This window comes from Ilumatobacter sp., from assembly GCF_041688325.1.
In the GTDB taxonomy this organism is placed as follows: Bacteria; Actinomycetota; Acidimicrobiia; order Acidimicrobiales; family Ilumatobacteraceae; genus Ilumatobacter_A.
Window position 1 is genome coordinate 1 of sequence record NZ_JBDNIJ010000243.1, and the last position, 15,250, is coordinate 15,250.

At 62.7% G+C, this 15,250-nt stretch carries 15 protein-coding genes; 12 read left to right on the forward strand and 3 right to left on the reverse strand.

The window, feature by feature from the left end; translation table 11 throughout:
* On the forward strand, positions 1 to 392 hold a 392-nt coding region (locus ACH2EI_RS13745), incomplete at its 5' end, for a thermonuclease family protein (protein ID WP_395160455.1).
* 18 nt (positions 393 to 410) lie between these two features.
* Positions 411 to 1,253, forward strand: coding sequence for a carbohydrate deacetylase (locus ACH2EI_RS13750; RefSeq protein ID WP_395154597.1), 843 nt, complete (start codon positions 411 to 413; stop codon positions 1,251 to 1,253).
* A 30-nt stretch (positions 1,254 to 1,283) separates the two neighbouring features.
* Here the strand turns inward: ACH2EI_RS13750 and ACH2EI_RS13755 are convergent, their stop codons facing one another.
* Positions 1,284 to 1,520 carry a hypothetical protein gene (locus tag ACH2EI_RS13755; RefSeq protein WP_395154598.1) on the reverse strand — a complete coding sequence of 79 codons (237 nt, stop codon included), beginning with the start codon at positions 1,518 to 1,520 and terminating at the stop codon, positions 1,284 to 1,286.
* The gene (locus tag ACH2EI_RS13760; protein WP_395154599.1) at positions 1,517 to 2,425 is read right to left on the reverse strand and encodes a PIG-L family deacetylase; all 909 of its coding nucleotides are present in this window, start codon (positions 2,423 to 2,425) and stop codon (positions 1,517 to 1,519) included. Before ACH2EI_RS13760 ends, ACH2EI_RS13755 begins: the two co-directional genes overlap by 4 nt.
* Before the next feature lie 112 nt (positions 2,426 to 2,537).
* Between ACH2EI_RS13760 and ACH2EI_RS13765 the strand changes: the two genes are divergently transcribed.
* From ACH2EI_RS13765 to ACH2EI_RS13795, 7 genes are all read left to right on the forward strand, one after another.
* A complete protein-coding gene (locus ACH2EI_RS13765) occupies positions 2,538 to 3,206 on the forward strand; it encodes a YbhB/YbcL family Raf kinase inhibitor-like protein (protein ID WP_395154600.1) in 669 nt (222 codons plus the stop codon).
* Positions 3,207 to 3,719: 513 nt separating this feature from the next.
* Entirely contained in the window at positions 3,720 to 4,358 is a 639-nt protein-coding gene (locus ACH2EI_RS13770; RefSeq protein WP_395154601.1) for a rhomboid family intramembrane serine protease, read from the forward strand.
* Positions 4,359 to 4,464: 106 nt separating this feature from the next.
* Entirely contained in the window at positions 4,465 to 6,135 is a 1,671-nt protein-coding gene (locus ACH2EI_RS13775) for an FAD-dependent oxidoreductase (RefSeq protein WP_395154602.1), read from the forward strand.
* Between the two features lie 6 nt (positions 6,136 to 6,141).
* Positions 6,142 to 6,903, forward strand: coding sequence for a zinc-dependent peptidase (locus ACH2EI_RS13780; RefSeq protein WP_395160457.1), 762 nt, complete (start codon positions 6,142 to 6,144; stop codon positions 6,901 to 6,903).
* Positions 6,904 to 7,115: 212 nt separating this feature from the next.
* Positions 7,116 to 8,603 (forward strand): betaine-aldehyde dehydrogenase, encoded by a 1,488-nt coding sequence (betB, locus tag ACH2EI_RS13785; RefSeq protein ID WP_395160459.1) that lies wholly within the window; start codon positions 7,116 to 7,118, stop codon positions 8,601 to 8,603.
* Positions 8,604 to 8,647: 44 nt separating this feature from the next.
* Positions 8,648 to 9,475: an EamA family transporter gene (locus tag ACH2EI_RS13790; protein ID WP_395154605.1), complete on the forward strand. Its 828-nt coding sequence runs from the start codon at positions 8,648 to 8,650 to the stop codon at positions 9,473 to 9,475.
* Between the two features lie 67 nt (positions 9,476 to 9,542).
* Positions 9,543 to 9,755 carry a hypothetical protein gene (locus ACH2EI_RS13795; protein WP_395154606.1) on the forward strand — a complete coding sequence of 71 codons (213 nt, stop codon included), beginning with the start codon at positions 9,543 to 9,545 and terminating at the stop codon, positions 9,753 to 9,755.
* Between the two features lie 35 nt (positions 9,756 to 9,790).
* Here the strand turns inward: ACH2EI_RS13795 and ACH2EI_RS13800 are convergent, their stop codons facing one another.
* Positions 9,791 to 10,774 carry an LLM class F420-dependent oxidoreductase gene (locus ACH2EI_RS13800; RefSeq protein ID WP_395154607.1) on the reverse strand — a complete coding sequence of 328 codons (984 nt, stop codon included), beginning with the start codon at positions 10,772 to 10,774 and terminating at the stop codon, positions 9,791 to 9,793.
* 146 nt (positions 10,775 to 10,920) lie between these two features.
* Here ACH2EI_RS13800 and ACH2EI_RS13805 point away from each other — a divergent pair, with 146 nt between their 5' ends.
* From ACH2EI_RS13805 to ACH2EI_RS13815, 3 genes are read left to right on the forward strand one after another with little or no spacing between them, the layout of a single operon-like run.
* Positions 10,921 to 12,324 carry an amidase gene (locus tag ACH2EI_RS13805; protein WP_395160461.1) on the forward strand — a complete coding sequence of 468 codons (1,404 nt, stop codon included), beginning with the start codon at positions 10,921 to 10,923 and terminating at the stop codon, positions 12,322 to 12,324.
* Between the two features lie 25 nt (positions 12,325 to 12,349).
* Positions 12,350 to 13,420 (forward strand): glycosyltransferase family 4 protein, encoded by a 1,071-nt coding sequence (locus tag ACH2EI_RS13810; RefSeq protein WP_395154609.1) that lies wholly within the window; start codon positions 12,350 to 12,352, stop codon positions 13,418 to 13,420.
* A gap of 56 nt (positions 13,421 to 13,476) precedes the next feature.
* Positions 13,477 to 15,021 carry an AMP-binding protein gene (locus ACH2EI_RS13815; protein ID WP_395154610.1) on the forward strand — a complete coding sequence of 515 codons (1,545 nt, stop codon included), beginning with the start codon at positions 13,477 to 13,479 and terminating at the stop codon, positions 15,019 to 15,021.
* Positions 15,022 to 15,250: the final 229 nt, after the last annotated feature.

The window sequence follows — 15,250 nt, forward strand, 5'->3', positions numbered from 1 at the left end:
ACGTGATCGACGGCGACACCGTCGACGTCCTCATCGACGGGCGCACAGAGCGCATCAGGCTCATCGGGATCGACACCCCGGAGACGAAGAAGCACAACTCGCCGATCGAGTGCTTCGGGCCAGAGGCCAGCGCATTTACCGAACTGTTGCTTCCAGTCGGCACCCCGGTGTACATCGAACGGGACATCGTCAACCGAGACGACTACGGACGCATCCTCGGCTACGTCTATCGGGCCAATGACGGCATCTTCGTCAACTACGAGCTCATGCGCCAAGGCTTCGCACAACCCATGTCCATCCCGCCCAACGAGGCATTCGCCGAACTCTTCGCCGACGCCGCCCGAGCTGCCGAGGCCGACAACGCTGGCATCTGGGCCGCCTGCAGCGGGTGAGGCGTTAGCGTGCACTCCGTGGCTCACGTGAACTCCCTTGCCGAACGCCTCGGACATTCCGCTGATACCCGACTCGTCATCCTCTCGTGTGATGACCTCGGATCCAGCCACGCCTCGAACATGGGCGTCTTCGAAGCAATTCACACCGGTGCCGCCACGTGCGCATCGTTGATGGTCCCCGCACCGTGGGCGTGCCACGCTGCGAACAACGTCTTGCCCGACGACGACATCGGCGTCCACCTGACACTCAATGCCGAACACAGCTGTTACCGATGGGGTCCGATCACGCACTCACCGTCGCTGCTGTCAGGTGAAGGTGGCTTCCCTCGCTCACTCACCGATCTGTGGGAACACGCCGACCAGGCCGAAGTACTTCGCGAACTTCGCGCGCAGATCGAGCGCGCGATGGCGTGGGGCGTCGATGTCACCCATCTCGCTCCACATCTCTCTGCCATCACGCTGCGGCCTGAGTTCTTCGACGTCTACCTCGAGCTCGCCCAGGAATACCGACTCCCCATTCGGCTGCCCTCAACTGTCAGCGCGGCACAGGCCGGCTTTCCGTTTCGTCAGCTCGCTGCCGACGAAGGCGTCATCTTCCCCGATCATTTCGACAACGACTGGCGTGCAGGCAGCCGCGTTCGCGTCTTTGACGCCATTGCCTCATTGCAACCGGGCGTCACCGAAATTCACATCCAGCCGGCCATCGATACGCCTGAAGTCCGAGCGTTCGCCGGCCCGGATGCTGACGGCTGGATTGCCGACCTCGCACTCGTCACCAGCGACGAACTACGAACGGCGCTCGCCGATTCTGGCGCGGTAATGATCGGCTTCCGCGACCTGCGCAGCCTCATGCGCGCGTAAACGGAAGGCAATGACGTCGACGGGGCAGAGCTAGACGGTCGAGGCGAGTGCCGTGATGGCAGTTGTGGCCTCGCCTGACTTCAGCAGGTCGAGAATCTGCCCCGTGTGACCGGCCGCCTTCAACTTGCCACGCATGAATGCGACCGTCGGATCGAAGTCCTCAGCAGCTGCATCGACCACCGCAATGGTGAACACGATGTCGGCGTCGTCAGGCCCATCGATGCGTTCGTCTTTCTTGGCAACGACAACTCGATACTGCACGCTCATGAGGTGACACTCTCGCGCACGCCGACAAACAGATCGCGCTCGGTGTCGCTCGCAGGAATCGGGCCAACCATCGAGCGGGCCAAAATCCAGTCTTCCCACGGGTAGGCAACCGAGAGTTGTTCGTCGGTGAGCCCGAACCACCAGCCAGCGTTCGGATCGACCTGCGTGGCGTGCGCACGGAGCGAGCCGGTGCGAGCCCACTGGAAGTCGGTGCAGTCGATCTTGGTCGTGACCCGGTGGTCCTGGCCGTCGCGGGCCAGCCACTCGTCGGAGAAGGGCGACTCACCGACGTGTTCGATCATCGCTTCGTGCACAGCGAGAATCCGAGTCTTGGTCCACACCGAGTAGTACAGCTTCGACGGCTGAAACGGCTCGCCGAGTTCGGGGTACCAGTCGGGGTCGCCCGCACGATCGAATGCAAGCACGGAGATGTCGTGGACCCGCAGGTGATCAGGATGCGGATAGCCAGCCTGATCGTCACCGTACGTGATGATCACCTGTGACCCGGTGCGACGGATGATGGCGACGAGTCTGCCGACAGCCTCGTCGAGGTCAGCCTGGTGAAAGCAGTCGGGATGATTGTTCGGCTCGGTGTCAGCCATGCCGGAGTCGCGGTAGCCGAGCATCACCAATTCGTCGAAACCGATCACGTCAACAGACGCTGCGAGTTCGGCTTCGCGCATCGAGGCGACGAGCTCGCGCTCCTGTTCCGGTTCGAGACCGTGGAACGGCTGGCCCTCTTCGCGCAGTGACGGATTCTGTAGATCGCCCTCTTCGCCGCCGGTGCAACACACCAGCACCGTGTGAACTCCCTGTTCGTGGTACATCGCCAGCGTCGGTGCACCCTTGGATGCCTCGTCGTCAGGATGTGCATGGACGGTCAGGAGCGTCAGACGATCAGCCACTCCGCCAGGGTATCGGCGACGGGTACCCCTCATCAGGGCCAGTAACCCATGCAACCGGCCAGTTCCGGGCTGATGCTTGGGCCCAACTCGATTCCTCTATAGTTCAGTGCCTGTGGGGAGGCGTACAGCGATCATCATCGGGTGCCTGACCCTTGCGGCGTGCGACACCGGAGACGGCAAAACCCTCCGAGAGCCAACGGGAACGCTTCCCCCACCAACCGTCCCAGCAACCACGACCGAACTCCCTCGCGAGGGCATTGGCACCCTGCCGTTGCTCCCACTCGAAGATCCCGTGCTCAGCGAGCAACCGATTTTGCCAGCCCCTCGCGCAGGCAATTTTCAGCTGATCACACCCTGGCTCGACGGTGCCAGCATCGATACGCGACACACCTGCGATGGCGAAGGCATTTCACCGGCGCTGAGCTGGGCCGACGTACCAGCTGGCGCCGTTGAACTGGCTGTCTCGGTCATCGATGACTCCGTCGCATCGGCGACACCAACCATTCACTGGTTGATCGCCGGTATCAACCCCAACGACATCTCGCTGATCGAAGCGAACGTCCCGCTCGGAGCAATCCAAGCCACGACATCGTTCAATGAAGTCGGCTTCTCTGCACCGTGCCCGATCGCCGGTTCGGGCATCCACGAATACAAATTCACGGTGTACGCGCTCAACCAGCAGGTTGAACTGGCCGGTGGCACTTCTGCAGAAGACCTCCTGGTCTTTGTTCAAACTGTCTCGATCGCGTCAGCAGACGTGATCGGCACGTTCGGACGTTGACAAACCGACCCATTTTCATTCGGCACACTCTTTTGCTTCGGCACATCACACCTCACATCTGCGGCCAACAACGAGAGCAACAACGGCCGGTCGGTGCTGTTCGCCTCGCGGATGCGTTCGGCATCGCGGGAACGGACCGAACTTGCCACAGCACTGAATAGTTACCCGTTCGTTTCGTCAGGGTGAGATCAGCTGACTGAGCCAGATCGGTACGCTGACGTCGTGCCACTTCCTCCGCCCCCGCCGAGCTCCGGTTCATCCGGTCTGCCGCAGCCGAGCGGCCCTCCCACCAACCCTGGTTCGAAGGCTCCACTGGGACAACCGGCAATGTGTTACCGCCACGCCGATCGCCCCGCCGGTCGGCGCTGCACGCGCTGCGGCAAGTCGGCCTGCAACGACTGTCTCGTCCAGGCGCAGGTCGGAAGTCACTGCGCGGACTGCGTCAAGTCGGCCCGCCCCGACATCGCAACTCGGGCAAAATTCTGGTCGGCTGGGCAGCCCAGCCTGGTGACGATGACCTTGATCGGCATCAACGTCGCTGTCTTCGTTGCGGTGCTCGTGTTCACGCAAGACGGCGGTGCGCTTTCGGGCAGTGTGACCGACGTCCACATCAACTTCGCCGTGTCAAAACAGGCCCTTGAGGTCACCGGTGAGTGGTACCGCCTACTCACCTCAGGCTTTATGCACTTCGGCATCCTGCACATCGGCCTCAACATGTACTTCCTCTACATCCTGGGGCCGATGCTCGAACAGCCGCTCGGCCGAGTCCGATTTGTACTGCTCTACTTGGCTTCGCTGTTCGGCGGATCGTTGGGCGTCATACTGCTCGACAGCGGCGGACTCACCGCTGGCGCCTCGGGTGCCGTCTTTGGCCTGATGGCTGCTGCTGCAATGGGCATGTGGCGCAGAGGCGTTAACCCGTTCCGCACCAGCATCGGGAGCACCCTGCTGCTGAATCTGTTCCTCACGTTCATCATCCCGGGCATCTCCATTGGCGGCCACCTCGGTGGCGCTGCGGCTGGCGCCCTCTGTGCGACAGTGATGCTGGCTCCCAACCACCAGCCGATGCCAAAGTGGGCAACCTACGCAGTCCCAGTCGCCGTCGGCGTGGCCAGCGTGGTTCTGTCTGTGCTGATTGTTCAGGCCGGCTGAACACCAACCACTCCCCAACCACTCCCTGGTTGCAGACCCCTGATCCGGGTCGAACGTTTGCGAGCACCGCGGGCGCCGACCTCTGCCAGCCCCGTATCCTTATTACATGTCTTTGCGCTCGACCCACATCGACCGGATGCGCGGCGGGACGTTCGACACCCTGATCATTGGCGGAGGCATCAACGGTGCAGTCACGGCCGCGTCGCTCGCAGGCCGTGGGGCCGACGTCGCGTTGATCGATCGCGGCGACTTCGCCAGCTTCACCAGCCAGGCGTCGTCCAACCTCGTCTGGGGTGGCTTCAAGTACCTGGAAAATTACGAACTCTGGCTGGTCTTCAAGTTGTGCCTGTCGCGCAACCGCCTGATGAAGGCCTACCGGGACAATATTCGCCAGATCGGCTTCTACGCAGCCCTCGACGAAAAGGGCCCCTACAAGCCATGGTTTGCTGCCTTCGGCGCACTCGGCTACTGGATTATTGGGCTTTTCGGTACGAGGTACCCGCGCCTGTTGAGTCGTGACGATATCGAAAATGAAGAGCCTGCGATCAATACCGACACGGTGGCCGGAGGCATCGAATACCGCGACGGAATCCTGGTCGACAACGACGCCCGGTTCGTCTTCAGCTTCGTTCGTTCGGCGATCGAAGCCGGCGCAACCGCGGCGAACTACATCGAGATGGTGTCTGCCAAACGAGTCGGCGACAAGTGGGTCGCCACGCTGCGCTGCACCGACACGGGCGAACAGTTGACCACGACCGCCACCACCATTGTCAACGCTGCAGGTCCGTTCGTCGACGAGACCAACCAGCAATGGGGCCTCAACACCGAACACCGCATCGTCTATTCAAAGGGCATCCACCTCGTCGTGCCGCGGATCACGACAAGCCGCCATCACAAGGTACTTGCGTTCTACGACGACACCGAGCGGCTGTTCTACGTCATCCCCATGGGCCGACGTTCTGTCATCGGCACCACCGACACCCGTGTCGACACTCCGTTCACCAAGGTCGACCAGGACGACATCGACTTCCTCCTCGGCCAGATCAACGCCCGACTCGACCTCGCGACGCCGCTGACGAAAGACGACATCATCGCCGAACGCAGTGGTGTGCGACCACTGGTTGTCGCTGTTGGCAAGGGCGACCAGAAAGACGTCGACTGGACCAAACTGAGCCGCAAACATGCCGTCGAGGTCGACACCGATCAGCGCATCGTCACGATTTTCGGTGGCAAGCTCACCGACTGTTTGAACGTCGGTGAAGAGGTCGCTGCCGAGATTGAGGCGCTGGGTGTTCCGCTCGAGAAAGACCTCCATAACTGGTACGGCGAGCCGGCCAAGGCGACTCGCAAAGAGTTCTTCCGCCAGGCCCGCCTGATGCGCTTGGACGACCTTCGAGAGAAGCCCGACACCGAGCCGCTGAGCGACCGCCTCTGGCGCCGATACGGGCGCCGAGCCTTCGCCATGCTCGAACAGATTCGCCAAGATCCGAAGATGGCCGAAGACATCATGGGCTCGGCCGACTATCTCCGCGCTGAGCTGTACTCGGCAGCAGACTCCGAGATGATCACCAAGCTCGAAGACTTCATGCGTCGCCGCTCGAAGATCGAACTGGTCGTTCGCGACGAGGACATACGTAACTCTGCCGGTCTGCGCGAAGTAGCAATCATTCTCTTCGGCGATGACGCCGACCGGCGGCTTGCCGAATACTTCGGTGGCGAAGACCGTGTCCCGGACGCTGTGCGCAACGGCCCGATACCGGCCGACGTACTGACCTGACCCGACGTGTTTGATTGGCTCAGAGCCCGGCTGTCCAGGCCGGAACCCATCTTCGACCCGAGCTGGAACGTCATCCTCAGCAGCGGCTTCCAACACTGGTCGACGCTGCAACCTGACGAGCTCGCTCGAATGGAACTGCTGGTTGCCCGGTTCGTCCACGCGATGCGGTGGGAAGCCGCGAACCGGTTCGAACTGACCGAAGAGATCAAGGTGATGATCGCCGCCCAGGCATCCATGCTGCTCCTGGGCCTCGACATCGACGAGTGGCACGATGTCAGCTCGGTCATCGTGCACCCGTCGAACGTCCGACTCCGCGGCACACACTCCACCGGCGCGGGCACCTTCACCACCTCCCCCCGCTACATCGCTGGGCAGGCGCACTACCAAGGCCCGGTGCTCCTTTCGTGGGCAGCAACGCGCCACGGCGCCAAGTTTCCGGATCGCGGCCAGAACGTCGTGTACCACGAGTTCGCACACCGGCTCGACATGCTCGACGGCACCGTTGATGGCACACCTCCGCTCAATGACGCCGATGCTCGGCAGCGGTGGGTCGATGTGTGCACCGCTGCCTACGAGACAGTTCGAGCAGAAGGTTCACCGGTTCTGCGCGACTACGCCGGTACCAGTACTGCTGAGTTTTTTGCGGTCGCCACGGAGGTGTTCTTCAACCGTCCGTTGGATCTCTGCGAACACGAACCAGCTCTGTATCGCGAACTGAAAGATTATTACTGCCAAGATCCGGCCGCACGGCACCGTGATCTGGCATGAGCAACCGCGCCGACTCCGTAACAGCTCATCGCAACCCCGCTCTCAGGTGGAACTCGGGACGCCCTGCCGCGTTTTCCGCCTCAGAATTACCCGAGATTCCCGTTGCCCGTTCCGTTGATCGTTCCGTTGGATAGCCAAAACGGACCGAGAGCAGCTCAGTAAGTCGAGGCGGGGAAACGTGGGCGAACGAGACCAAGTAGCGTCCAACGGCGATGACTGAGTTCGTAAACGCTTCCACCACACTTCCGACCCAACAGCTGTACGTCAACGGCAGGTACGTCGACGCCACCTCAGGCGAGACCTTTCAGACGATCAACCCGGCCACCAACCGTGTGATCTGCGAGGTCCAGCAGGCCAGCCAGGCCGACGTCGACGCTGCGGTGGAAGCCGCTCAGGCCGGCTTCAAGGTGTGGTCGATGATGCCTGCCATGGAGCGCACCCGCATCATGCTCAGGGCAGTTCAGATCCTGCGCGAGCGCAACGATGAGATCGCCCACCTCGAGACCCTCGATTCGGGCAAGCCGCTGTCGGAGACGACCACCGTCGACATCGCCAGCGGGGCTGACCAGCTCGAGTTCTACGCCGGGTTGGTCTCGACGCTGCATGGCCAGCACTTCGATTTTCCGCCCAACGGGTTCGCCTCGGTCAAGCGCCAGCCACTCGGAGGTTGTGCCGGCATCGGCGCATGGAACTACCCGATCCAAATCGCCATGTGGAAGTCGGCTCCTGCTCTTGCCTGTGGCAACTCGTTCATCTTCAAGCCAGCCGAGCTGACCCCGCTCACGGCCTTGAAGCTCGCAGAGGTGTACACCGAAGCTGGCCTGCCTGACGGCGTGTTCAACGTCGTCCAGGGCGACTACCGAGTCGGCCAGATGCTGTCGCGCCACGAAGGCATTGCGAAAATCTCACTCACGGGTGAAGTCAGCACCGGCAAGAAGGTCATGGCCGACGCCGCCTCGACGCTCAAGGGCGTCACACTCGAACTGGGCGGCAAGAGCCCGATCATCGTGTTCGACGACGCCGACCTTGACAATGCGGTGAACGCCACCCTCGTTGCCAACTTCTACTCGGCTGGCGAGGTCTGCTCGAACGGCACCCGAGTGTTCGTGCAACGCGGGGTGTACGAAGAGTTCGTCGCGAAGCTCGGGCCGCGTACCGAAGCACTGAAAATCGGCGACCCGTTCGACCCAGAAGTCATGGTCGGCCCACTCATCAGCCGTGAGCACCACAGCAAGGTGATGGGCTACATGAACGCGGCGCTGGCCAGCGAGGCACGTCACGTGTGTGGCGGCTCCCTCCCCGACGACGCAGCACTCGCCGACGGCAACTACATCACACCGGCGATTTTCGCCGACTGCGACGACGAGATGGTCTTCGTCAAGGAAGAAGTGTTCGGGCCGTTGATGTCGGTCCTCCCCTTCGACGACGAGGCAGAGGCACTCAGCCGGGCGAACAACACCAACTACGGCCTGTGCGGAGCTGTGTTTACGCGTGACTTCGCACGTGCGCATCGCGTTGCCAATGCGATCGAGGCCGGCAACGTGTGGATCAACAGCTACAACGACCTTCCACCGTCGATCCCATTCGGCGGGTACAAGCAGTCGGGGTACGGTCGCGAGAACGGGCTCGTCACGCTCGACCACTTCACGCAGTGGAAGACGATCTACTCCAACCTCGGCGACTTCGAAGCGTATTACTGAGTCGCCCGTCTCTGAGCGATGTGTACTCGGTGATCGATTGACCCATGGCAATCCTGTTCGGCGCGCTCGCAGCCGTATTGATCGGCTGCTCAGACTTTCTCGGGCGCTACGGCACACGCCGCTCACACGCCGTCACCGTCGTCGGTGGCGCGCTCGTCGGAGGCGTGGCAGTCGCCTCGGTGGGCCTCGCTGTCATCCCGAGTGAGTTCGCCACGCGTGACCTCGTGCTCGGTGTCGCTTCGGGACTCTTCGTCGGGTTCGCACTCGTGACGCTGTACGAGGCAATGGCCGCGTCGTCGGCAGCGGTCGCTGGCCCGCTCGTCGTGCTGGGCACCGCACTGGTTCCGTTCGGTTGGGATCTTGCTTTCGGGGCGACCTTGTCGCCCTCGATCGCAGTCGGGATCATCATCGCCCTGCTCTCGCTGCTCGTCGTCATGTATTCCCCCGGCCTGACCGAGCAGCACAGTCGAGGGATCCGAATTGCTCTCGTGTCCGCTGTGCTCTGGGGCATTTCTACAACGCTCATCGGCGAGTCTGGCGACGACTCGGGTGTGTGGGCGCCGTTTGTTCAGCGCATCACGGCCCTCGTCGTAATATTTGCCATTGCTACAGCACGGTCGCTTCCCAAGGTGCCGGCGCGTCCGCTGCTCGGAATCACCTTGCTGTCAGGGGTCCTCGGTGGGGCCGGGATCATTGCATTCGTTCTCGGCACACAACGCGGCTCGCTTGGCTCGGTCGCCGTGACCACGTCGATGTTCCCGGTGGTGTCGTCATCTCTCTCAGCGGCATTCGACGACGACACGCTGCACTGGTGGCAGATCGTCGGAATTGCGGGTGTTGTCGGCGGAATCGGCGTGCTCGCGCTGAGTTGAAAACCACAAAATGCCTGCTCAGAGGTGCCGCCTAACTCTGTGACAGGTCGTGTTCAGAATGGGAACCATGAACAACGCATCCGACGCCCAGCAGCTCACTCTCCTCTCCGACGTCAGCTCCGTCCCCACGGTCAGCGTCCGGTTCCAGCTCAGCCAAGACACTCGCGAAATCGGTCGGCGCCACGTCGCCGAGATTCGCCAGGTGCTCGCCCAGCGTCAGGCCACTCGAAACAACAGCAACGTCATCACTCTGGCGGCTCGCACCCACCGAGCCGCCTGATCGGCCCAATTTCGGCCCGACTTCAACTGAACTTTTCAGCTTGCGTTCGGTGCGAGGTCCTTGACGGCCTGCCAGTGATCGAGCTCCGGGTCGAACGGCAAGATCGCCAAGCTGCTGGTGGTCACGCCGTTGTCGAAGTACGCCTGGATCTGCGCACGACACGCTTCGGGTGACCCGTGCACGATGAGGTCGTCGACGACCTCATCCGGAATCTCGGCGAGCGCGGCCTTGCGATCTCCGGCCTTCCAGGCATCCCACATGCCCTGCAACTGTTCACCACGACCCATCCACTCGTGGAACGCTGCATACACCGGCACGTTGAGATAGGCCGCAATGGCGTACCGCGCTGCAGCGCGAACCACATCGGTGTTTTCACTCGGGCAGCAGAAGATTCGCGCCACGATCTCGCGCTCATCGCCGCCGGCAGCCTCGGTGACGATCGGTGCAACTTTGGCGACGTCGTTTGCCGACAGCCAGTTGATGATTGCACCGTCAGCTTCGCGGCCTGCGAGTCGCAGCATTCCCTCACGGAGTGCAGCGACGAGGACTTGCGGCTTCTGTTCCGGGCGAATGGCGAGGCGGAAACCGTCGATTTCGAACGTGTCGTACGCCTGCTTCACCTTCTCGCCGCTCAATGCGTCGTTCAGGAAGCGGACCACGTCGCGCACCTTCTTGTACGGCTCTTCGAACGGAACGCCGTTCCAGCGCTCGACGATCACGTTGCTTGACGATCCAATACCGATCGCAAACCGGCCGGGCGCGGCGTCAGCCATCGAGGCCACACTCTGCGCAAAACATGCAGGCGAGCGGGTGTAGGCCGGCACAATCGCCGTGCCGAGCCGCAGCCGTGGCTCCCACGCCGCTGCCAGAGCGAGGGGCGTAAACGCGTCGGCCCCATCGGCTTCGGCTGACCAGATATCGGTGTAGCCCATGTCGGCGAGCTCGGTGAGCTTTGCAGCGTGCGAATGCAACGGTCCGGGAAGCGGAACGGTCATGCCGGGACGGTGTGGAAGAGCCATGCCGCCGACCGTAGCGACTCAGCCCGATGCCGACCGGTATCGCAACCCTCCGATACTCGTGCCGGTCGACTCTTTGACCGCCCCGCACATCTTGTTCGCCCCCGGCCGGTCGGAACGATCGACCATGTCCGCTCTATTGTCGACTGATGACATCACACGACACTTGGCAGGGCGACGCGGTTGGCCTGATCGACGCGTTTCGAGCCGGCGAGCGCTCCCCACTCGAAGAACTCGAGGCCGTGCATGCAGCAATCGATGCCAGCGAACTCAACGCCGTGTGCTTCACCGACCGAGAGGCAGCAACTGCCGCTGCCCGGGTTGCCGACGTCAGCAAGCCCTTCGGCGGAGTGCCCATTGGGGTCAAGGAACTGACACGAGTCGCAGGGTGGCCCGACACCGAGGCCTGCGTCGCGTTCAAGGACGAGATCGCTTCCACGACATCGACGATGGTCGAACGCATCGTCACACGGGGCGGAGCAGTCTTGGCCGGCCAGACCACAGCCAGCGAGTTCGGCGGCGTGAACCTCACGCGCACTGTGCTGCACGGTGCCACGCATAACCCCTGGGAGCACGGCAAGACACCGGGCGGTTCCTCTGGCGGCTCGGCCTCGGCTGTGGCCGGCGGCATTTTTCCCATCGCTACTGGCGGCGATGGCGGCGGCTCCATACGCATCCCGGCCGGCTTCACCGGCCTCGTTGGGTTGAAGGGCACGTTCGGTCGCATTCCGCTCGGGCCGGAAACCACATACGGCAACATGACGGTGTCGACTGGGTGCATGGCCCGATCGGTGCGCGACACCGCCCGCTGGTTCGACGTCACCAACGGCCATGATCCGACCGACCCGCTCAGCCTGCCGCCAGTCGAGGGGTGGGAACGCGAACTCGGCTCGCACCTCGACACGTTGCGCGGTGCACGAGTCTCCGTTGCCGCCGACTGGGGAGGCGCCGTGGTCTCACCCATCATGTGGGAACTCCTGGACGAGGCCGCAACCCAGCTGATCGCCGACTGTGGGCTCATCCGGACCGACGACGTCGACACCCACGTCCCGCGCATGGGCGGCGCATGGTCGATCTCCGGCATGATTCAGATTCGCGCGCAGCTCGGTGATCGCTATCCCGCGTGCGCCGATCAGCTCACCCCTGAAATGGCGTACGGCCTCGCCACCACAGCTGACAAGTATTCCGAAACGGGTCGGTCACGCATCGAGCAGCGGCGCATGGAGGTCAACGAGGCAATGGCGAAGATCTTCGACCCAGTCGAGGGCGTCGACTTCGTCATCACCGCATCGAACCCCGACGTCGCCTTCAACGCCGAAGGTCCGCTGGCTTCTGTGTTCGGTGGCATCGAGGCCGGCATGGGCAACAACGGGCAACTCACGCTCCCCGCCAACCTTCATGGCAATCCAGCGATTTCCGTTCCTGCCGGGACCCTCGATGGTCTGCCAATCGGCTTACAGATCGTCGGCCGCCACTTCTCCGAGCCACTCCTGCTCGACCTCGCCCTCACGATGGAACGAAACCGACCCTGGCCGTTGGTCGCGCCCAGGTGACCGTCCTGGTTGGCATGATGGGTCGGTGTCAGATCAGCTGCGTGTCGCCTACACATTGGAACAGTGCTGGCATGACGTCCCAGGCGGCACCGCTGTAGCGGCGCTCGAAGTCGCCAAGCAACTGGCCGTACGTTCTGATATCGACTTGGTCGGTGTTGCCGGCAGGCATCGTGCCGCTCCCGGGTCAGGGTTCGAACCACCGACTCCCGTCAAGCACCTGCCACTCGCCCGGCCTTGGCTCTATGAGACGTGGAACCGGTTTGAGTGGCCATCGGTCGAGCAGGCCACAGGCCCGGTCGATCTCTGCCATTCGACGACAATCATCCCAGCAGCCACTCGCTCACCCCACGTGGTAACTGTTCACGACGTTGCCTTCATGCACTCCCCCGAACGTTTCACCAGCCACGGTGTCAAGGTCATGACCCGGGGGTTGGAGCGCTGCCGGTCCGCCGACCTGGTCATCTGTCCGACCGAGGTGACCAAAGGTGAGCTCATTGACGTGGGCTTCGCTGCCAGCGCGATTCGCGTCGTGCCCTTGGGTGTGAACACGTTCGTCACCGATGCCAAGGCCTTTGAGAAAACCCTCCGGCCGCTCCTGCTGCCCGACGAGTTCGTGTTGTTCGTCGGGACCGTCGAGCCGCGCAAGAACCTCGCCGCGCTCGCCGCAGCGACAGCAATGATCGACATGCCACTGGTTGTCGCCGGCGCGCCAGGTTGGGGCGACACCGCTCTTGCTCCCGGTGCCGACGTCAGGTTCCTCGGCCACGTGGCAGCGGATGTCCTCAGTGCGCTGTACGGGACGGCCTCGGTGTTCGCGTACCCGAGCTTGCACGAAGGGTTCGGCCTGCCAGTCCTCGAAGCAATGGCACATGGCACTCCAGTGGTCACGAGTCGCGGCACGGCAACCGAAGAAGCCGCCGGCGGCGCCGCAGTGCTCATCGACCCAGCCGACATCGAGTCGATCGCTGCAGGACTCCGCACGGCACTCGACGATGCTCCCCAACTCGTCCGGCTCGGCACCGAGCGGGCTGCGGCATGTTCGTGGGAAACCACCGCCGATGCCACCGTCGAGTGCTACCGAGAAGTGGTTGCCTGACCTGACCGAACACCGCAGTTCGGACCATGTGTGACTGCTGCCATAGTGTGCTTCGTATGAAGGTCGCACTCACCGTCAATGACTTCTTGAACCGAGCCGAGCTCGTCTATCCCGACCGGGTTGCGGTCGTCGACGAGCCCGATCAACCGGCCGATTCGTGGGGTGAAATGACCTATGGCGAGATGGCGAAACGGGCGCGAGCGATGGCCGCTGGGCTCGATGCGATGGGTATCGGCGTGGGCGAGCGAGTTGCCATGGTCAGCCACAACTCCGCACGGCTACTCACTGCACTGTTCGGCGTTTCGGGCTCCGGCCGAGTTCTCGTGCCGATCAACTTTCGACTCGTCGCCGAAGAGATCAAGTACATCATGGAGCACAGCGGCGCCCGCGTGCTGCTGATCGACCCCGAACTCGCTGAGGGTTTGGCGAGTGTCGAGTGCGAAACGAAGCTGATCATCGGCACCGAAAGCGATGCGGTGTTGATGAAGTTCGACACCGAGCCAGCTGCTTGGGATGGCAACGAAGATGCCACCGCGACGATCAACTACACCTCCGGTACCACGGCGCGGCCAAAGGGCGTGCAGCTCACTCACCGCAACGTGTGGCTCAACGCCTCGACGTTCGGTTGGCACATGGGCGTCAACGATCGTGACGTGTACCTGCACACGCTGCCGCAGTTCCATTGCAACGGTTGGGGCATGCTGTACGCCGTCAGCGGCATGGGTGGCAAGCACATCATCCAGCGCAAGATCGACGGCCACGACATCCTCCGTCGCGTCGAGGAACACGGAGTCACGCTGATGTGCGGTGCACCTGCCGTGCTCAACTTGATTCTCGATGCTGCGGCCGAACTCGCTGCCGCCGGCAAGCCGATCCCTGGCCGCGGCCGCGTCCGCATCGTCGTGGCCGGCGCACCGCCGCCAACGAAGACAATCGAGCGCACCGAGACCGAACTCGGATGGACTTTCCATCAAATTTACGGACTCACCGAGACGGCTCCCCTCTTGACAATCAACAGCCCGCGTGCCGAGTTCGATGATTTGACACCGACCGAGCGGGCAACGAAGTTGAATCGTGCCGGGGTCCCGGCAATCGGCTGCACGATGGGCATCACCGCAACCGGCGAGATCACCGCCCGCAGCAACGTGGTGATGGACGGTTACTGGGAACAGCCCGACCAAACCGCGGCAGCGATCTACGACGACTGCTTCCACACTGGCGATGGCGGCTTCATCGACGACCAGTCATACCTGACGATCGCCGATCGCAAGAAGGACGTGATCATCTCGGGCGGTGAGAACGTGTCGTCGATCGAAGTCGAGGACGCGATCTTCCAGCACGCTGACATCACCGAGGTCGCCGTGATCGGTATCCCCGACGAGAAGTGGGGCGAGCTCGTCACCGCACTCGTCGTCACCACACCCGGTAGTTCGGTTACCGAAGCCGACGTGATCGCCTGGACCAAAACCAAGCTCGCTGGCTACAAGTGCCCCAAGAAGGTCGAGTTCCGCGACGAACTTGCCCGCACCGCCACCGGAAAGCTCCAGAAGTTCAAGCTGCGTGAGCCTTTCTGGGAGGGCCACACCAAAAACGTCAACTGAAATTTTCTCACGCTCGTTTCTCGACTGCCCCGTTGGCAGTCGGAGTTCGCATCGCTGCAAGGACGATCTACGGTTGAACCGCGCTGCCTGGCGCCTCCGCGTTCAGTGGAGCGTTCAGTGGAGCGTTCAGTGGAGAGTTCGGTGACACGGCACGAGTGCCAAGCCAACGTACTCACACTCGTTCGTACTGCGGGGCGTTGGCTGTGACGGCGAGGCCACCTTCGGGGCG